Source organism: Sphingomonas trueperi, assembly GCF_040545665.1.
Lineage (GTDB): Bacteria > Pseudomonadota > Alphaproteobacteria > Sphingomonadales > Sphingomonadaceae > Sphingomonas > Sphingomonas trueperi_B.
The window spans coordinates 118186-134976 of sequence record NZ_JBEPMH010000005.1; the positions used below are offsets into that span (position 1 = coordinate 118186).

18 protein-coding genes are annotated in these 16791 nt (G+C 68.9%); 6 read left to right on the forward strand and 12 right to left on the reverse strand.

All coding sequences use genetic code 11. From position 1 onward, the window contains the following. Nucleotides 1-44 precede the first annotated feature (44 nt). The 8 genes from ABIC65_RS16300 to ABIC65_RS16335 all read right to left on the reverse strand — a co-directional run bounded on the left by ABIC65_RS16300 (nucleotide 45) and on the right by ABIC65_RS16335 (nucleotide 7151). Nucleotides 45-809, reverse strand: coding sequence for a HesA/MoeB/ThiF family protein (locus ABIC65_RS16300; protein WP_354310160.1), 765 nt, complete (start codon nucleotides 807-809; stop codon nucleotides 45-47). Then, nucleotides 806-1183: a hypothetical protein gene (locus ABIC65_RS16305; RefSeq protein ID WP_354310161.1), complete on the reverse strand. Its 378-nt coding sequence runs from the start codon at nucleotides 1181-1183 to the stop codon at nucleotides 806-808. Before ABIC65_RS16305 ends, ABIC65_RS16300 begins: the two co-directional genes overlap by 4 nt. After that, complete coding sequence (dut, locus tag ABIC65_RS16310; RefSeq protein ID WP_354310162.1) at nucleotides 1180-1626, reverse strand: dUTP diphosphatase; 447 nt, start codon at nucleotides 1624-1626, stop codon at nucleotides 1180-1182. Before dut ends, ABIC65_RS16305 begins: the two co-directional genes overlap by 4 nt. Nucleotides 1627-1628: 2 nt before the next feature. Continuing rightward, nucleotides 1629-2453, reverse strand: coding sequence for an alpha/beta hydrolase (locus ABIC65_RS16315; RefSeq protein ID WP_354310163.1), 825 nt, complete (start codon nucleotides 2451-2453; stop codon nucleotides 1629-1631). Beyond that, a complete protein-coding gene (gene coaBC, locus ABIC65_RS16320) occupies nucleotides 2443-3615 on the reverse strand; it encodes a bifunctional phosphopantothenoylcysteine decarboxylase/phosphopantothenate--cysteine ligase CoaBC (RefSeq protein ID WP_354310164.1) in 1173 nt (390 codons plus the stop codon). The genes ABIC65_RS16315 and coaBC overlap by 11 nt, the downstream gene beginning before the upstream one ends. Then, a complete protein-coding gene (locus ABIC65_RS16325; protein ID WP_354310165.1) occupies nucleotides 3612-4730 on the reverse strand; it encodes a hypothetical protein in 1119 nt (372 codons plus the stop codon). The genes coaBC and ABIC65_RS16325 overlap by 4 nt, the downstream gene beginning before the upstream one ends. After that, on the reverse strand, nucleotides 4727-6259 hold the full coding sequence (gene ubiB / locus ABIC65_RS16330; RefSeq protein ID WP_354310166.1) for a 2-polyprenylphenol 6-hydroxylase: 1533 nt from the start codon (nucleotides 6257-6259) through the stop codon (nucleotides 4727-4729). Before ubiB ends, ABIC65_RS16325 begins: the two co-directional genes overlap by 4 nt. 160 nt (nucleotides 6260-6419) lie before the next feature. Continuing rightward, on the reverse strand, nucleotides 6420-7151 hold the full coding sequence (locus tag ABIC65_RS16335; protein ID WP_264608095.1) for a class I SAM-dependent methyltransferase: 732 nt from the start codon (nucleotides 7149-7151) through the stop codon (nucleotides 6420-6422). A 239-nt stretch (nucleotides 7152-7390) separates the two neighbouring features. Here ABIC65_RS16335 and mutM point away from each other — a divergent pair, with 239 nt between their 5' ends. From mutM to ABIC65_RS16365, 6 genes are all read left to right on the forward strand, one after another. Next, nucleotides 7391-8200 (forward strand): bifunctional DNA-formamidopyrimidine glycosylase/DNA-(apurinic or apyrimidinic site) lyase, encoded by an 810-nt coding sequence (gene mutM, locus ABIC65_RS16340; protein ID WP_354310167.1) that lies wholly within the window; start codon nucleotides 7391-7393, stop codon nucleotides 8198-8200. Nucleotides 8201-8297: 97 nt separating this feature from the next. Continuing rightward, nucleotides 8298-8561, forward strand: coding sequence for a 30S ribosomal protein S20 (gene rpsT / locus ABIC65_RS16345; protein WP_010545371.1), 264 nt, complete (start codon nucleotides 8298-8300; stop codon nucleotides 8559-8561). 432 nt (nucleotides 8562-8993) lie between these two features. Continuing rightward, on the forward strand, nucleotides 8994-10373 hold the full coding sequence (dnaA, locus tag ABIC65_RS16350) for a chromosomal replication initiator protein DnaA (RefSeq protein ID WP_354310168.1): 1380 nt from the start codon (nucleotides 8994-8996) through the stop codon (nucleotides 10371-10373). After that, complete coding sequence (locus ABIC65_RS16355; RefSeq protein WP_354310169.1) at nucleotides 10370-10858, forward strand: GNAT family N-acetyltransferase; 489 nt, start codon at nucleotides 10370-10372, stop codon at nucleotides 10856-10858. Before dnaA ends, ABIC65_RS16355 begins: the two co-directional genes overlap by 4 nt. A 203-nt stretch (nucleotides 10859-11061) precedes the next feature. Then, nucleotides 11062-11943, forward strand: coding sequence for an N-acyl homoserine lactonase family protein (locus tag ABIC65_RS16360; protein ID WP_354310170.1), 882 nt, complete (start codon nucleotides 11062-11064; stop codon nucleotides 11941-11943). A gap of 102 nt (nucleotides 11944-12045) precedes the next feature. Beyond that, nucleotides 12046-12540 carry a nucleoside deaminase gene (locus ABIC65_RS16365; RefSeq protein WP_354310171.1) on the forward strand — a complete coding sequence of 165 codons (495 nt, stop codon included), beginning with the start codon at nucleotides 12046-12048 and terminating at the stop codon, nucleotides 12538-12540. Here the strand turns inward: ABIC65_RS16365 and ABIC65_RS16370 are convergent. Genes ABIC65_RS16370 through ABIC65_RS16385 form a run of 4 tightly spaced genes read right to left on the reverse strand, consistent with a single transcriptional unit; the run spans nucleotide 12537 to nucleotide 16736 of the window. Next, nucleotides 12537-12854 (reverse strand): DUF3325 domain-containing protein, encoded by a 318-nt coding sequence (locus ABIC65_RS16370; RefSeq protein ID WP_354310172.1) that lies wholly within the window; start codon nucleotides 12852-12854, stop codon nucleotides 12537-12539. The two genes, ABIC65_RS16365 and ABIC65_RS16370, sit on opposite strands and share 4 nt — an antisense overlap. Then, nucleotides 12851-14341 carry a PepSY-associated TM helix domain-containing protein gene (locus tag ABIC65_RS16375; RefSeq protein WP_354310173.1) on the reverse strand — a complete coding sequence of 497 codons (1491 nt, stop codon included), beginning with the start codon at nucleotides 14339-14341 and terminating at the stop codon, nucleotides 12851-12853. The genes ABIC65_RS16370 and ABIC65_RS16375 overlap by 4 nt, the downstream gene beginning before the upstream one ends. After that, complete coding sequence (locus tag ABIC65_RS16380) at nucleotides 14338-14637, reverse strand: ketohydroxyglutarate aldolase (RefSeq protein ID WP_354310174.1); 300 nt, start codon at nucleotides 14635-14637, stop codon at nucleotides 14338-14340. Before ABIC65_RS16380 ends, ABIC65_RS16375 begins: the two co-directional genes overlap by 4 nt. 8 nt (nucleotides 14638-14645) lie before the next feature. Beyond that, nucleotides 14646-16736, reverse strand: a complete 2091-nt coding sequence (locus ABIC65_RS16385; RefSeq protein WP_354310175.1) for a TonB-dependent siderophore receptor — start codon at nucleotides 16734-16736, stop codon at nucleotides 14646-14648. Nucleotides 16737-16791 lie beyond the last annotated feature (55 nt).

Below are 16791 nucleotides of genomic sequence, written 5' to 3' on the forward strand. Positions count from 1 at the left end.
CTCCTGTGCTGCGGTATTCCGTGCCGCTCCTAGGCCGCTTCTCCTTACCGGAGCGTTCCCGTGCCGCAAGCCGGGCAGCCAGGATCCTTGGGCAGCTGAAGCGTGCGGAAGCGGAAACCAAGCGCGTCGACCAGCAGCAGCTTGCCGGCGGTGTCGTCGCCGAACGGCGCGATCGCGCGGATCACCTCCAGCGCGGCGAGGCTGCCGAGGATGCCGGTGAGCGCGCCCAGCACGCCCTGTTCGGAGCAACTCACGCCCTCGCGCTCGGGATCGTGGCCGACGAAGCAGCGGTAACACGGCTTGTCCGACTCCCACCCGCGGAAGGTGCTTAGCTGGCCCACGAACTCCGCGACGGCCGAGGAGATCAGCGGCACACGGGCGGCAAGCGCAGCGTCCGCTACGGCGAGGCGCGTGGCGAAATTGTCGGTGCCGTCGAGCACGACATCGTGCCCGGCGATTAGCGCTGGCGCGTCCTCCGCCGAGAGCCTGCGGGCCTCGACCCGCACGCTGACATTCGGATTGATCGCGGCGACGCGGGCGGCGGCGGCCTCGGCCTTGCCGGTGCCGATATCGTCGGTGCCGAACAGTATCTGGCGCTGGAGATTGGAGCGGTCGACCACGTCGTCATCGACGATGGTCAGCGCGCCCACGCCCGCCGCGGCGAGATACTGGATCGCCGGTGCACCGATGCCGCCCGCGCCGATCACCAGCGCCCGCGCGGCCTTGAGCTTTGCCTGACCCGCACCGCCCACCTCCCGCAGGATGATGTGGCGGGCATAGCGTTCCAGCTCCTCGTCGGAGAGCGTCATTTCGGCCAGGTGAAGGTGACGGTCGCGCGGTACCATTGGTCGGCATTGGCCATGCGCGGCAGCAGGTTGCCACGCGCCGCGCCCGCGACCATCGCGGCGGCATATTGCTCCACCGTCGGGCACTGGATCGCGCGCGGCACCGTCGTGCGGATATTGTCCTGTGCGTCGATCAGCACGGCGACGTCGACGCTCAGCGTCAGGCCCGGGCCGATCGCGACCGGGCATTTGCGCGTCGTCACTTCATTGGCGACGAAGGCGAGCATGTCCGGGGTGATCTGCGGCTCGCTGCGATAGGGCAACGGCGCGAGCGACGGCCAGTCGATGCGCGGCGGCGTTGCCTGCAGCGCCAGCCCCAGAGCGATGGCGCCGATCACCGGCCCGTCGAGCCGAAGCCGCCCGAACCGCGCGCGGTTTCGTCGAGGCTCGTCACTTCGTCCAGATCGGCGCGCTGGACGGGGGCGGGGACGAGCTGGGCAATGCGGTCGCCGCGGGCGATCGGGAAGTCCTCGTTGCCAAGATTGGCGAGGATCACCTTGATTTCGCCGCGATAATCGGTGTCGATCGTGCCCGGCGTGTTGAGGCAGGTGATGCCGTGCTTGAGCGCCAGGCCCGAACGCGGGCGGACCTGCACCTCATAGCCGGCGGGAATCGCCATGGCGAAGCCGGTGGCGACGGCGTGGCGCGCACCCGGGGCGAGCGTCAGGTCTTCGGCGGCAACGACGTCCATGCCCGCCGCACCTTCGGTGGCGTAGCGGGGGAGGGGCAGGTTCTCGCCATGGGGCAGGCGCTGGATCGCGATGCGGATCGGCGGCAGCAAGGTCAGCCTTTCGTGGGAAGCGCGGTCGCCAGCCGGTTGGTTGCCGCCAGCACTTCGGGATCGTTGAGCAGATCATGTCCCCGTCCGGGGACGATCCGGAGATCGGTAGCGATGCCGCGAAGCGCAAGGGCCTCGGCATAGGCGCGCGAGAGGGCCGGGGGGGTAATCTTGTCGTCGAGGCCGACCAGCACGGCGGCGCGCATGCCGGGCATTACCCCGCCCGCGGTCTTGAGCGGATCGAGGCTGGCGACGGGGGTCGCCCATGCCGCGCCGTGGCGCTGCTTCTGCATGCCCTTGCGCCACTCGGGCAGCGCGCAGGGGCAGCCGACCAGCACCATCGCGTCGACCAGATCGGGGCGGATGCCGGCGATGTCGGCGGCGATCGCCGCGCCCCCCGAATCGCCGACCAGGATCAGCCGCGCGGAAGCGAAGCGGCGGCGCAGGATGCCGAGCGACTCCGCGATCGCGTCGATCCGCTCCTGCGTATAGTCGTCGCCGAAGCCGAGCCCGGCCTGGCCCGGCGAGCGGTTGCCCGCGGCATCGCCATAGCCCGGGCGGAGCAGCGCGACTGCGGCGCTGTTAGGGATGCTCTGCGTCGCGGCCTCGGCGAAGCGATAATGGTCGCTGCGCGATTCCGGGCCGCCGTCGCCGTGGAGGACGACGATCAGGGTGCGCACCGTGTCCGGCGTGGTGACGCCGAAGTTGCGCGCGTGAAGGTTGAGCGCGGGCTCGATCTTGGCGGCGGTGTGCGTCTTGGTGGCGACCGGCGCGGCGCAGCCGGCGAGCAGCGCCACGCCAGCGAGGGCCGGCAGCAGCTTAGAGCGCATCGGCGATCCGTTCGGCGAGGCGGCGGGCGACGTCGGCCTTGGACGCGCGCTCCCAGCTTTCGACGCCCTCGGCGGTGACGAGATGGACGGCATTGGCTTCACCCCCCATCACATCGCCCGAAACATCGTTGGCGACAATCCAGTCCGCGTTCTTGCGCGTGCGTTTCGCGACGGCATGTTCGATCACTCGTTCGGTTTCCGCCGCAAAGCCCACCACGAGCCGCGGCCGGCGCGATCCCTGCGCCACCCCGGCGAGAATATCAGGATTCTGTGCAAGGTGCAGCAGGGGCGCGGCATCGCCCTTCTTCAACTTCTGGGCGGCGGGTTCAACCTGCCAATCGGCTACGGCGGCAACCATCACGGCAGCGTCTGCAGGTAGCGCTGCATCGACCGCCGCGGCCATCTCGCGCGCCGTTTCGACATCGACTCGGGCGACGCCGGGTGGGGTGGGGAGCGTCACCGGCCCGGCAACCAGCGTAACCCGCGCGCCCAGCGCTGCCAGTGCGCCGGCGATGGCGAAGCCCTGCTTCCCCGAGGAGCGGTTGGCGATGTAGCGCACCGGGTCGATCGGCTCGTGCGTGGGGCCTGCGGTGACGAGGACATGCCTGCCGGCGAGCCGCTGCTCGACGGGCGAAAGCGCCTGCTGGATCGCCGCGAGGATCGCCTCGGGCTCGGGCAGCCGGCCGGGGCCATATTCGCCACAGGACATCGGACCCTCGTCGGGCTCCAGCACCGTCACGCCATCAGCGCGGAGCTGGGCGACGTTGCGGCGGGTCGCGGCGTGGCTCCACATCCGCACGTTCATGGCGGGTGCCGCGAGCACCGGCTTGTCGGTGGCGAGCAGCAGCGTGGTCGCCAGGTCGCTGGCGATCCCCCCGGCCATGCGGGCGAGAAGATCGGCGGTCGCGGGCGCGACGACGACCAGATCGGCTTGGCGGCTGAGCTGGATATGGCCCATTTCCGCCTCGTCCTTCAGGTCCCACAGCGTCGTGTAGACCTGGTTCTCGGACAGCGCGGCGAGCGTCATCGGCGTGACGAAATGCTGGCCGCCTTCGGTCAGCACGCAGGTGACCCCGATTCCCGCCTTGCGGCACAGGCGGACCAGCTCGCAGGCCTTGTAGGCGGCGATGCCCCCGCCGACGATGAGCAGGATGCGCTTCATGGCGTCACCGTTGTAACCGTGATCCGTCGCCTGTCGAGCGCACGGTGCCACAGGTCCGCCAGCGCGTCGGGCACGAACACCAGCCCGACCAGCGCGGCAGGTGCGATCATCAGCGCCCAGTAGAAATTGTCGAGCCGCGCGAACACGGAGATCACCACGCCGTAGGCAATCAATAGCGCGAACATGCGCAGGCCGAGCGGCTCGTCCCAACTCGCCCAGCCGAGCAGCGCCAGCGCGATCAGCACCGCGCCGACCACCACCGGCAAGGCCTGGAGCGCGGTCGAGGTGACCAGCGCGCGGAGGAAGAAGCCGGGGCCGTTGAATGCGGACCAGCCGGGCGATGCGGCGTCGAGTGGCCCGGTCACCCCGGCCACGGCATGGGCATGCAGCGCCAGCACACCGCCGAAGACCAGCAGCGCGATGCCCCAGCCCAGCGCCTCGCCCCGACGGTCCTCGCCCCAGGCGAAGACCAGCATGACGATCGCGTACAGGGCCGCGGTTTCGCGGATCAGCATCGCGGCGAGGCCGAGCGCGATCGCCTCCAGCGCGCGGCCAGGGCGGCGCAGCGCCAGCGACAGCGCGACGAGCAGGCCCGCCCAGACCTCGTGGAACAGCACCAGCCCCGGCTGGAAGAAGGCCAGCATCGAGGCGGCGAGCAGCATCATCATCACCGCGCGCGGGAACAGCCCGGTGAGCGCCACGCCGACGCGCGACGCCCAGGCAAAGGCGGTCAGCGCGGCGAGCGCGAGCAGCAGGGCGATGCTCGCCCAGCCGGGGATCAGCGCCTCGAGCGCGGCCAGCGCGGGCAGCCGCATGGTGAAGAACGGCCGCAGCGGATAGGCCCCGGCGCGCATCGCATCGCTCGCCGCGACATAATAGGTGTCGCCGCCCTTCATCGCCGCGACGACCCGCTCGTACAGCCCCACATCGGTCATCCGATCGGCCGTGGCGGCGGCGGTGGTGCCATCGCCGGTGAGCGACGGCACCGCCAGCGCGGTCAGCGACGCGAGCACCAGCAGCAGCACCGCCAGCCAGGCCAGCCGCGCGCGGCCCCGCGACAGGGCGGCGAAGCGGCTCGGCTGGAGGGTCCAGAGGCGGCGCGTGCGCCCGGTCATTTCAGCAGCAGCGTTCCGGCCACGCCGGCCAGCGCGGCGACGATGCTCACCAGCGCATAGCGCCAGCCGCCGCCGACACGCACCACCTGGATCTCGCGCAGGGGCGGCTCGGGCGGGGCACCGCCGGGGGCGGGGAAGCGGCGTTCGATGTTGCGGACCAGCTCGGGCAGGCGGGCGAGAGTGCGCAGGTCCTCGATCAGGCGATCGGCGACCTTGGCCTCGGGCCCCAGCTCGGTGCGGATCCATTCGCGCACGAAGGGCGCGGAGACTTCCCACAGATTGATGTCCGGATCGAGCCCGCGCGCGACGCCTTCCACCATCACCATCGTCTTCTGGAGCAGCAGCAGGTGCGGCTGCGTCATCATGTCGAAGTCGCGGGTGATCGAGAACAGGCCGTCGAGCATGCCGCCGATCGACATCTCCTTCACCGGCAGGCCGCGCATCGGCTCGCCCACCGCGCGCAGGGCGGTGGCGAACTCGGCGACATTGTGGTGGGCGGGGACATAGCCCGCCTCGAAATGAATCTCGGCGACGCGCTTATAGTCGCCGGTGATCAGGCCGTAGAGGATCTCGGCCAGCCACACCCGCGCGCGGCGATCGATCCGGCCCATGATGCCGAAGTCGATCGCGGCGATGCGGCCATCGGGCAGGGCGAACAGATTGCCCTGATGCATGTCCGCATGGAAGAAGCCCTCGGCGATCGCCTGGCGCAGGAACGCCTTGATCAGCTTGCCCGCCAGCCCCGGCATGTCGTGCCCGGCGCGGACCAGCGCGTCGCGGTCGCTGAGCTTGATGCCGTCGATCCATTCGAGCGTAAGCACCTTGCCGGTGGTGCGCTGCCAGTCGATCTGCGGGACCATGAAGTCGGGCTCGGCGGTCATCGCCTCGGCGAGCTCGGAGGCCGAGGCGGCCTCGCGGCGGAAGTCGAGTTCGCGCACGGTCCAGCGCTTGAAGCTTTCGATTACCAGACGCGGGCGCAGGCGGCGGGCCTCGCCGCCATAGGCTTCCAGCTGGGCGGCGGCCCATTCATAGGTGTCGATCGCGCGCGCGAAATCGCTCTCGATGCCCGGGCGCAGCACCTTCACCGCGACGCGGCGGCCGTCGGTGGTCACCGCACGGTGGACCTGCGCGATCGAGGCGGCGCCGATCGGCTTTTCCTCCACTTCCGCGAACATCGCGGAAAGCGGGCGGCCATAGCTGGTCTCGATCCGCGCGCGGATGATGTCGAAGGGGACGGGCGGCAGCGCATCCTGCAGGCGCAGCAGGTCGTGCGCGGCTTCCTCGCCGACGAGATCGGGGCGGGTGGCCAGCGTCTGGCCGAGCTTGATGGCGGCGGGGCCGATCGCCTGGAAGGCATCGGCATAGGCGGGGACGGCAGGCACACGGGCGCCGAGCCGGGCGATGCGGGCGAGGCGGCGCACCGGGCGCGGCGTGTTGGCGTCGCGCTCGATCCCGCGCAGCGCGCCGTGGCGCGCCAGGATGCGGCCCCATTTGAGCAGGCGCCAGAGATGGATGGCGGGCGCGGTCATGCCCAGATCCTCCCCGGAACGGGGAGGGGGACCAAGCCGCATTGCGGCTTGGTGGAGGGGGCTATCCACGCGCGAGTCCGGTGGGGCGATCCCCCTCCACCACGCGCTGGCGCGCGCGGTCCCCCTCCCCGTGCCGGGGAGGATCGAACGGCGGCTGCCATCAAATCTTCCAGCCGCTGTGGATCGCGACGAGCCCGCCGAGCAGCGGCTCGACCTTGGTCTGGCGGAATCCCGCCTCGGCGATCATCCGCTCGAAGCTGGGCATGTCGGGGAAGCGGCGGATCGATTCGATCAGGTAGCGGTAGCTGTCCTCGTCCTGCGCGAGCAGCTTGCCGAGCTTGGGCACCAGCTTATGCGAATAGGCGTCGTAGATCTCGGCGAAGCCCGGCCACTGGGTGGTCGAGAATTCCAGCACGAAGAAGCGGCCGCCGCGCTTGAGCACGCGGTGCGCCTCGCGGAGCGCCTTGGGGATGTCGGTCACGTTGCGGATGCCGAACGCGATCGTATAGGCGTCGAAGAAGCGATCGGGGAATTGCAGCGTCTCGGCATTGGCCTCGGTCCACACCAGCCCGTCGATGCCGCGCTGGGCGGCGCGCTCGACGCCGACGCTCAGCATTTCCGGATTGATGTCCGCCACCGTGATCGCGGCACCCGTCTCGGCCATGCGGAAGGCGATGTCGCCGGTGCCGCCGGCCATGTCGAGGATGTGCTCGCCCGCGCGCGGCTTGACCCGGCGGACGAAGCGGTCCTTCCACAGCCGGTGCATGCCGCCCGACATGGCGTCGTTCATCAGGTCGTATTTGCTGGCGACATTCGAGAACACCTCGCCGACGCGGCGGGTCTTGTCCTCAGGGGCGACGTCTTCGTAACCGAAGGAGACGGTATCGGGCATGGGGGTGCCTTAGCCGCAGGTGACGGCCAAACCAAGAGGGCTGAGGGGCCATTGTAGATCCTCCCCGGCACGGGGAGGGGGACCATTCGCTGCGCGAATGGTGGAGGGGGCTATCCAAAAGCGACTCCGGTGTGGCGGCCCCCCTCCACCACGCGGCTGACGCCGCGCGGTCCCCCTCCCCGTGCCGGGGAGGATCTTAGGGTGACATTCCGCCTGCCACTTCCTAGCTGTAGCGCCAGATGCCTGAGCTTCCCGAAGTAGAAACCACCGTTCGCGGCCTGGCCCCCGTGCTGGAAGGGCAGCGGATCGAGCGCGTGCTGCTGAATCGCGCCGACCTGCGCCGCCCGTTCCCGGTCGATCTCGGCCAGCGGCTGACCGGGGCGACCGTCATCGGCCTGTCCCGCCGCGCCAAATACGGCCTTATAGATACGGACCGCGAGGATACGCTGGTCTTCCACCTCGGCATGTCCGGGCGCTGGCGGATCGATCCGGCGGAACTGGGCAAGCACGACCATGTCGTGATCGAGACCGCGCGGCACCGCTTGTCGCTGAACGATCCGCGGCGATTCGGCTCGATGGACCTGGTGCCCACCGCCGAACTGGCCGACTGGCCCGCGTTCAAGGCGCTGGGGCCGGAGCCGCTGGGGCCGGACTTCACCGCAGCGCATCTCGTGGCGGCGTTCGAGGACCGAATCGCACCCGTGAAGGCGCTGCTGCTCGACCAGCGAATCGTCGCGGGCCTCGGCAATATCTATGTGTGCGAGGCGCTGTTCCTCGCCGGCATCGCGCCCACCAAGCCGGCGGGCTCGATCGGCCGCGCCAAGCTGGAGAAACTGGTGGCCGCCGTGCGCGAGGTGCTGGAGGCCGCGATTCGCGCCGGCGGCTCCACGCTGCGCGATTACGCTCGGCCCGACGGCGAGCTCGGCTATTTCGCCAAGGAGTGGCGCGTCTATGGGCGGGAAGGGGAGCCGTGCAGCTGCGGCCGCCTTGTGCAGCGTCGCGTGGATTCGGGGCGCTCCACCTTCTATTGTGGAAAATGCCAGCGCTGAAATGGTTGACCCGAATCGCTGTAGCCGGTAAGGGGCCCGTCTTTCCGGCGTGGGCTCGCTTCCGCGCCTCACCCATTTCGAGCAGGAACAAGACCGAATGGCGAATACGCCGCAAGCGAAGAAGCGCATCCGTCGCAACGACCGCCGCGCCGAGATCAACGGTGCCCGTGTTGGCCGCATCCGTACCTTCGTCAAGAAGGTCGAAGCTGCGCTGACCGCCGGCGACAAGGCCGCTGCCACTGAAGCGCTCGCCGCTGCGCAGCCGGAAATCGCCCGCGGCGTCGCCAAGGGCGTGCTGCACAAGAACACTGCGGCGCGTAAGTTCTCGCGTCTCAACAAGCGTCTTCAAGCGCTCGCCTAACCGTAACTTTTCGGTAACGAAAAACCCTGCCGGGCACTGTCCGGCGGGGTTTTTCGCGTTTGCGCTGCAAAAATGGTTAAAATTTGAGCAACGCAGGCGAATCGCGCAAATCCACGAGTCGTACCGATTCGGTCGCCGAAGACTCTGGGTTTACCATGTTAACTGACGGAATTAGTTGAATAATTCTGGCGCCCCCACGGTTTTCCTAGGGGTTCGGGCTGTCAACAAAACTATTTCAGAAAGTTTACATGGCAGGCCCTTGCTCGACTCAGTTCGAGCTTCCTACAACGAACCTCCCGGCCACGCTGCTGGTCGGGGACAACGAGCTCAGCGCGCGTCTCCGGGGGCATGACCGGCTGCGATGGGCCTCATGATCGACAATGGTTTTAGAACGCGGGAATCTTGATCCCCGCGAAGGAAGGGTGCGTCACAGTGACTCAGGTTCAACCGCTGGAACGTGAGGAAGGCCGCGACGTCGCCAAGGCTTGGGCGCATGTGCGCACGAACCTGCGCCGCTCGGCCGGCCAGCGGCTGTTCGACCAGTGGCTGAAGCCCGTGGTCCTCGTCGAGGGCAGCGATTCGCACGCCGTGCGTCTGGGCCTGCCGTCCCCGTTCCTCACCCAGTGGGTGAAGAATCACTATGCCGAGCGCCTGCTGCTCGAATTCCGCGCGGTGCTGCCCAACGTGCGCACCGTCACGCTGGAGACGCTGCAGGATGCCGAGCCGCGCGTGCTCAGCGCCGAGCCTGCGCCCGCGCCGCGCAAGGAAACGCTGGTCGAGCCGGCCGAGCGCCCGTCGTTCGACCCGCGCTTCACCTTCGATCGCTTCGTGGTTAGCACGACGAATCGCGTCGCCTTCAACGCCGCGCGCACCGTCGCGCAGCCGGGCGTGCCGATGTTCAGCCCGCTCTACCTCCATGCCGGCACCGGCCAGGGCAAGACGCACCTGATGCACGCGATCGGCCACGCCTTTCTCGAGGCGAATCCGGGCGCGACCGCGATCTACTCGACCGGCGAGCGCTTCATGTTCGAGTTCGTGCAGGCGCTGCGCAACAAGGACACGCTGGCGTTCAAGACCCGGCTGCGCTCGGTCGACCTGCTGATGATCGACGATCTCCAGTTCATCGGCGGCAAGGACGCGACCCAGGAAGAATTCTTCCACACGGTCAACGAGTTCATGAGCGCCGGCAAGCGGCTGGTGATCGCCGCCGATCGCGCGCCCCAGGCGCTGGAAGGCTTCGAGCCGCGCCTGGTCGGCCGCCTCGGCGCCGGGCTGGTGGCGGACATCAAGCCCGCCGAGCTGGACCTTCGCCGCGCGATCGTCGAGCGGAAGCTCAAGGACATGCCCGCCGTCGACATGCCGGTGGAAGTGGCCGACCTGCTCGCTGCGCGGATCACCACCAACGTTCGCGAGCTTGAAGGCGCGCTCAACCGCCTCGTCGCCTATGCGAGCCTGTCGAACGAATCGATCACCATCGATTTCGCGACCAGCGTGCTCGGCGAAGTGCTGCGCACCAGCCAGCGCCGCATCACGATCGACGAGATCCAGCGTGCGGTCTCCACCCATTTCGAGGTCAAGCAGCTTGACCTGATCTCGGCCCGCCGCGCGGTGGCGATCGCCCGCCCGCGCCAGATCGCGATGTATCTCGCCAAGCGGCTGACCACGCGCTCGCTCCCCGAGATCGGCCGGAAGTTCGGCAACCGCGATCACTCGACCGTGATCCACGCGGTCAAGCGGATCGAGGATCTGCGCAGCAAGGATGTCGAGATCGACGGCGCGGTCCGCGCGCTGATGCGCACCCTGGAGGGGTGAGCTTGGTGATTCGCCCTGCCGTCGGCCAAGACGGCGCGGCGATCTGGGCGATCCTGGAGCCGGTGATTCGTGCCGGCGAGACCTATGCGCTGGACCGCGATCTCTCGCGGGAGGCCGCGCTGGCCTATTGGCTGGCGGCCGATCGCGCGAGCTTCGTCGCGGAAGCGGAGGGGCGGGTGCTCGGCACCTATTACCTCCGCGCGAACCAGGGCGGCGGCGGCGCGCATGTCGCCAATTGCGGCTATGCGACGCACCCAGAGGCGCGCGGCCGCGGCATCGCCCGTGCGATGGCCGAGCACAGCGTCGCCGAGGCGCGGGCGCGGGGCTTTCGCGCGATGCAGTTCAACTTCGTGGTGAGCAGCAACGCGCCCGCGGTGCGGCTCTGGCACGCACTCGGCTTTGAAACGGTGGGCCGGGTGCCAGAGGCGTTCGATCATCCGAGCCTCGGCCTGGTGGACGCGCTGATCCTCTATCGACGGCTCTAATCGGGGTGGCTGTCAGCACCGGGCTGCGGAAGGCCCGGCGCTCTCGACGGTTCCGGAGAGGGGCGACGTCCGATCCGCCTCTCCATTATCTCGAAAAATGAGAGGATCATTCTCGCGGCCGCCATATACTCTCACCCGGCGAGCAATCGTATCTCCACGCCATCGAGGCCAGACCGGCGCTCGAACGGTTTCGGAGATGCGCGATGTCGCTCAAGATTTACCCGATCAAATATGGCGAGCTGGACATGGATGCCAGCGGCCTGGTCCTGTTCCGCGATCCCGGCAGGACGGTGACGATCCCGATCATGGGTTTCCTGATCCTCGGCGGCGAGGAGCCGGTGCTGGTGGATACGGGCCCGCGCAGCGCGGAGGAAGTGAACGCACTCGGCTATCCGTACCGGGTGCGCGAGGAGGATGCGCTCGACTATCATCTGGCCCAGCACGGGCTGAAGCGTTCGGACATCCGCCATGTCGTGCATACCCATGGCCATCTGGATCATGCCGGCGGCAGCTTCCAGTTCCCGATGACCACCCAGGTGAGCATCACCCGCCAGGAAATGCAGTTCATGGCGTCCGGCATCATGGGCCCGGGCATGTACACGGCGGCGGACACCAAGCATTTCATCGACCGCCTGCACACCCGCGGCGCGCTGCGCCTGTTCGACGTGGACGGCTCGTTCGAGGAGGAAGTGATCCCCGGCGTGGTGGTGCAGCTCTCCGGCGGACATACGCCGGGTTCGATCTCGGTGCTGGTCGAGACCGACGAGGGCATCGCCAATATCTGCGGCGACATCGCCTATGACCTCAACGACCAGATCATCAGCCCGGCCTTCGAGCAGGCGGCGCACGAGCCCCACATCACCGGCAATCGCGCGATGACCACGCTGGAGGAGAAGCGGGCGATCAAGCGGGCGCTGGCGAAGAGCCGCTTCCTGTTGCCGGGGCACGACGTGCCGGCGCTGGTCGAGCGCGGCAAGATCGTCGGCCTGGCGCCGAACGCCATCTCGAACCCGGCGTTCGATGTCACCAAGGCGGTCAATTACACGCCGCTGGTGCGGCAGATCGACGTCGAAACCCTGGTGTAGGCGCGAAAGGACGGAGGGCGGGTCGAACGGCCCGCCACTTCCCCAAGGGACGTCGCGGCGAAACGCGCGCCGCGGCGTTGTCCGTCCTTTGGGAGACGGCGCGTGGCGACCAAGGACGACGAACAGTGGATGCGAATGGCGATCGAGGTGGCGCGCTCGAAAGGATCGGATCCTTCCACCTCGCCGCTCGGCTGCGTGATCGTGCTGGAAGGCAAGGTGCTCGCCGCCGAGCGCAACCAGACGCATGAACTGCCCGATGCGACCGCGCATGCCGAGATGATGGCGATCCGCCGCGCCTGCGAGAGCACCGGCGAACTCGAACTTCGCGGGGCGACGCTCTACTCGACGCTGCAGCCCTGCGGGATGTGCACCATGGCCTCGATCTGGTCCAAGGTCGGGCGGGTGGTCTACGGCGCCGGGCGCGACGACGTCCATGCGATGTATTTCGAGGCGCGGCATGTCGACACGCTGGGCTTCATCGGCGACGCCTATCGGGACGACATCGTGATCGAGGGCGGCTGCCTCGCCGCCGAATGCGCGACGCTCTATTATCCCCCCGATGCCGAGCTGCCGGTGGAGGAGCAGGCCAATCTCTAGCGGAGCAGCCCCGCGAGGATGGCGAGCGCACCCACTACGGCTGCGGCGCGCGCCAGGCGCACGTCATAGGTCAGGCCGAGCAGGACGAGCGCGGCGCTGAACGGCAGCACGCCGCCCCAGGTCACCAGCGCGGTCGGCCAGTCGGATGCGGCGAGGCTGGCGGCGAGCGAGGCGAGCAGCAGGGTCCATCCGGCGATCCGCAAGCCAGAGCTCGGCATCCGGCGTTCCCATGCCCCCAGCAATGCCGGCGCGTGGCGGGGCATGGCCGCGGCGAGCGCGAACATGCCGAGCAGCGTCAGGCCGGCGGCGATCATGCGAGCTGCTCGCGCGTGCGGCGGCGCGTGGGCGCCGGGCGGGGGCGCCATTGGCGAAAGCCCAGCCAGCCAAAGGCAAAGGCGGCGGCGAGCAGGGTGAAGCTCACGCTCGCCTGCACGGTGTTCGCAAAGGCGCCGCCGGGGAGCGCCGCTGCCGCACAGCCGAGCGCGAGGAGCGTGAGCAGCAGCGGCCAGCTCCGCTTCGGTGCGAGCACGGCGCCGAGCGCCAGCGCAGCGGCAGCGCTCCAGAGCGCGGCCGAAACTTCGGCACCGGCGCGGTCGGCCATGCCCAGCGGCAGCACGCGGTTGACCAGCAGGAAGGCAACGCAGCCGATCGGCACGCCCGCCAGCACGCCGGCATTGAGCCGCTCGACGATCCGGTTGCTCAGGCTGAGCGGCGCACGCTCGCGCCGCTTGACCACCCACAGCACCATTCCGCTCGCCACCGCCAGCGTCAGCATCGCGCCGCAGAGGAAGTAGAGCCACCGCGTCGCCAGCGGGGCGAAGCGCGCGAGGTGGAGGCCATAGGCCACCCCGTACGTCTGGAGCGCCGGGCGATTCTCGGTGAAGTCGGCGAGGACGCGTCCGGTCGTGCCGTCGAAGCTCACCGCGCCCGCGGCATAGGCGATCTGGCGGGCATCGTCGCGGAACATGGTGACCACCGCGGCGGCGTCGCCGGGGTGCGCTACGGTCACCCGGCCCACCGGCCTGCCCAGCCGCCGCTCGGACTCGGCCAGCATCGGGGCGAGCGGGGCGAGCGGCGCGGGCTTGCCCATGGCGGGGCGGTCGATCTGGCCCGGCTGGAAGGCCTGGAACATCGCCGCCATGTCCTTCCCGTAATTGGCGCTGATCGCCCAGGGCATGTTGAGCGTCGCCAGCGTCAGCAGACCGGTGAAGCTGATCATGATGTGGAAGGGCAGGGCGAGGACGCCCAGCGCATTGTGCCCATCGAGCCAGGAGCGCTGGCCCTTGGCGGGGCGGAAGGTGAAGAAGTCCTTGAAGATCCGCCGATGCGCGATGATGCCGGTGACCAGCCCGAGCAGCAGCACCATCGCCGCCAGCGAGGCGAGCAGGCGGCCCCAGGGGAAGGGGAGTTGGAGCTCGAAATGCAGGCGGTAGAAGAACTCGCCGCCCAGCGTCTCGCGCGGGGCGGGCGCGCCGGAGACGGGATCGAGCGCGCGATAGACGAAGCCGGTGCCGGGATCATAGGTCGCCTCGACCGTGTTCATCCGCTCGTTCGGCAGCGTCAGGTACCAGCCGAACGAGTTGGGGGCGTTCCTGGTGAGCCAGCCGGTGGCGGCGGTCAGTGCGGTTGCCCGGTCGGCGGTGGCGATCGTCTCGGGGCGCATCCAGCAGCCGATCTCGGGCTTGAACACGCTGAGCGTGCCGCCGAGGCACATCACGAACAGCACCCAGCCGAGCAGCAGCCCGGTCCAGCCATGCAGCCACGCCATTACCTGGCGGGCGCCGTCGCGCACCGCGCTCATGCCGCGGGCATCCCGGCCGCCCAGGCAATGCCCGCGAGCAGCGCGGCGGCGGCGAGGATGCCGCCAAGTGCGCGCAGGGGACCGGGGGCGAGGAAGGCCCAGATCGTCGCCACGGGGGCAACGAGGAAGGCGAGCATCGTCGCCGGCACGATCGCGTCGAGCCGGGGAAGGGGGAGGGTGCGCGCCGCCGCCGCGGCGAAGCACGCCGCGACCAGATAGGCGCCGAGGCTGCCGGCCACCGCGCGCGTCGCGATGTTGGCCCGGTAGCCCCAGCCTTTGCGGAGATGCGCCCCCATGCCCTGCCTTAGTAGCTGAAGCTGATGCTGCCGAGCACGCTGCGCGGCGGCGCGTAGAAGGCCTGGCCCCACATCACGCTGCCGAGATAGCTGCTGTCGGTCACGTTGCGGACGTTGATCGCGGCGCGGACGTGATCGATCAGGCGGACGCTCGCCATCAGATCGAGCACGGCATAGTCGTTCTGGGTGACGGTGAAGTCCGGGCTGCGGATCTTGTTCTGCCAGCGCAGCTGGGCACCCATCTTGAGGTCGCGCAGTTCGGGCACCGTATAGGTGGTGGCGAGCTTGAGGCTCTTGGTCGGGATGAACACGCGCGCCGCCTTGCCGGCATCGTCCTCGATCTCGAGCCCGGTATAGCCGCCGCTGATCGTCCAGTTGTCGGTCACTTTGCCGGCGAGCTCGATCTCGAAGCCGCGCGAGGTGGTGTCGAGGCCGCTGTAATAGCTGGTGCCCGGCTGGCCGGGGTCGCCTGGGCCGAAGGTGCCGGCGAAGGTCGCGAGGTTCTTCTGCTTGGCGCGGAACAGCGAGGCGGTGGCGTAGAGCCGGCCGCCGAACCATTCGGTCTTGAGCCCGCCCTCGATGCTGGTGCCGGTCACCGGATCGAGCCGGCGGCCGGTCCGGTCCACCTCGATCTGCGGATTGAAGATGTCGGTATAGCTTGCGTAGACCGAGACGTTCTTGGTCAGGTCGTAGGTCAGCCCGGCATAGGGGCTGACGCGGCTGTTCTTGCGATACTGGTCGGCGCCATAGGAGTAGCCGCTGGACTTGAGCCAGGTCGCGCTGCCGCCGACTACGAGCTTCAGCTGGTCGGTGACGCTGAGGTGCGCGGCGCCGTACGCACGGGTGACGTCGGTACGGCTGTCGGCCTGAAGGCTGATCGGCCCGGTGCCGGGATCGGCGATGACCGCGCTCGAAAGGTTGGGTACCGCGGGATAGGCGACATAGTTCTTGCCGGTGCCCTCCCACTGGCGGTTGTCGAGGCGCCCGGTCGAGACGCCGAACGCCAGCTGGTGCTCGCGCCCGAACAGGTGGAGCGGGCCCGAAGCGGTGAAATCGCCGAGATACTGGTCGGTCTCGGACGGATAGGCGCCGACTTGGCCCTGGATGCCGAGCCCGGTCGCCTTGTCCGGCGCGCCGAAGGCATAGAGCAGGCGGGCCTGCTGCTTGTTGTTGCTGTAGGTGAACACGCCCTTGGCCTGCCAGCCCTTGCCCAGATCATAGGCGAGCTCGCCGAACGCGCGCTGGTCGGTGGTGTCCCAGAAGGTCCAGGGCGCCGAGGTGGTCGCCGAGCGCGCATAGGGGATGCGGCTGCCATCGGTGTAGGTGAGCGGCAGCGCGCCCCACAGCACGCCGTCGGCATCATTGTCCTGGCGGCTGTAGCCGATCGTGGCGGTGAGCTGCGGGGTCACCTTCCAGTCGGCGATCAGGCCGTACACGTTGCGGTTGACGTGGTTGTAGTCGAGATAGCTGTCGCGCTGCTCATGCGCATAGACCGCGCGGACGCCCAAGGTGTCGGTCACCGGCACCGAGACGTCGGCCTCGCCGCGCCAGCGGTTCCACGAGCCGGCCTGCGCGGTGGCGGTCGCCTGCAGCATGTCGGTCGGGCGCTTGCGGACATAGTTGATCGTGGCCGACGGGTTGCCCACGCCGGTCATCAGCGCATTGGCGCCGCGGATCGCCTCCACCCGCTCGAACAGCGCGGTGTCTAGGTCGCCGTACTGGATGCCATAGGGCAGCGGCAGGCCGATGCCGTCGACCTGGAAACTGTTGATGTCGAAGCCGCGCGAATTGTAATAGGTCCGGTCGCTCTCGACGCGCTCGACGTTGATGCCGACGGTCTGGTCGAGCAGGTCGTTGATGTTGGTGAGCTGGAAATCCCGGATCCGCTGCTGATCGATGATCGTGATCGACTGCGGGGTCTCGCGCGGGGTGAGGGTGAGGCCGGTCGCGCTGCGCGAGGGCTGCGCCGCCACGCCGGTCACCACGATCTGGTTCTGCTGGTCGTCGCTGTCGGCGCTGCCGTCCGTACCTGCGATGGCGACGCCGGGCAGGGCGAACAGCGCGGTGGTGAGCAAGGCGGTGCGAAGCGACAGATGCATGGTTCAGCAAATCCCTTTGGGTCTCGTTTTCTGAGCGAGCCTTTAGGGATGCTGT

Bases quoted from the DNA above. Each gene is read 5' to 3' on its own strand.
- ABIC65_RS16300 (WP_354310160.1), bottom strand. From the start codon at position 809: ATGACGCTCTCCGACGAGGAGCTGGAACGCTATGCCCGCCACATCATC.
- ABIC65_RS16315 (WP_354310163.1), bottom strand. From the start codon at position 2,453: ATGCGCTCTAAGCTGCTGCCGGCCCTCGCTGGCGTGGCGCTGCTCGCC.
- coaBC (WP_354310164.1), bottom strand. From the start codon at position 3,615: ATGAAGCGCATCCTGCTCATCGTCGGCGGGGGCATCGCCGCCTACAAG.
- ABIC65_RS16325 (WP_354310165.1), bottom strand. From the start codon at position 4,730: ATGACCGGGCGCACGCGCCGCCTCTGGACCCTCCAGCCGAGCCGCTTC.
- ubiB (WP_354310166.1), bottom strand. From the start codon at position 6,259: ATGACCGCGCCCGCCATCCATCTCTGGCGCCTGCTCAAATGGGGCCGC.
- ABIC65_RS16335 (WP_264608095.1), bottom strand. From the start codon at position 7,151: ATGCCCGATACCGTCTCCTTCGGTTACGAAGACGTCGCCCCTGAGGAC.
- mutM (WP_354310167.1), top strand. From the start codon at position 7,391: ATGCCTGAGCTTCCCGAAGTAGAAACCACCGTTCGCGGCCTGGCCCCC.
- rpsT (WP_010545371.1), top strand. From the start codon at position 8,298: ATGGCGAATACGCCGCAAGCGAAGAAGCGCATCCGTCGCAACGACCGC.
- ABIC65_RS16360 (WP_354310170.1), top strand. From the start codon at position 11,062: ATGTCGCTCAAGATTTACCCGATCAAATATGGCGAGCTGGACATGGAT.
- ABIC65_RS16370 (WP_354310172.1), bottom strand. From the start codon at position 12,854: ATGATCGCCGCCGGCCTGACGCTGCTCGGCATGTTCGCGCTCGCCGCG.
- ABIC65_RS16375 (WP_354310173.1), bottom strand. From the start codon at position 14,341: ATGAGCGCGGTGCGCGACGGCGCCCGCCAGGTAATGGCGTGGCTGCAT.
- ABIC65_RS16380 (WP_354310174.1), bottom strand. From the start codon at position 14,637: ATGGGGGCGCATCTCCGCAAAGGCTGGGGCTACCGGGCCAACATCGCG.
- ABIC65_RS16385 (WP_354310175.1), bottom strand. From the start codon at position 16,736: ATGCATCTGTCGCTTCGCACCGCCTTGCTCACCACCGCGCTGTTCGCC.